This window comes from Oleiphilus sp. HI0132, from assembly GCF_001635845.1.
In genome coordinates, this window is record NZ_LWGJ01001424.1 from 1 (window position 1) to 409 (window position 409).

Sequence of the window (409 nt, forward strand, 5' to 3'; positions counted from 1 at the left end):
ACAAAATCCGTAATAATGGGAATTTAACGGATTATAGGGCTATAAACAGAATTTATACACTTTACTTTTGATTCTATAGAGGGTGTTTGACTGTTTTCGGGTGAAACGACCGGCTTTCGTTGTATAACCCTCTGATATATTTAAACTTCTATACTAATAATTTCTGAATAATGACTATTGCCATGAATTACCGTAGGAATTGGTAATTCATGGCAAGCCAAATTTTTAGCTAACTTTCAAAGCTCTCATCTGAGCAATCGAAGATTTAAATGATCGTCCAGGGGATCGATCAAAATCGTAGACACCATGCATATTGATGTGTGACCAGGCGATGACTGACCCGGTCGCAATGGAGTCGATGACATCCTGCTTCTGACTCTCATTTCTTAATTGGCAGCAGTAATCAGAT

1 protein-coding gene is annotated in these 409 nt (G+C 37.9%); it reads right to left on the bottom strand.

What is annotated here, in order from left to right; all coding sequences use genetic code 11:
- Positions 1 to 225 precede the first annotated feature (225 nt).
- Positions 226 to 409, bottom strand: a 184-nt coding sequence (locus A3766_RS31410; RefSeq protein WP_197479676.1) for a hypothetical protein, incomplete at its 5' end; no start/stop codon positions are given.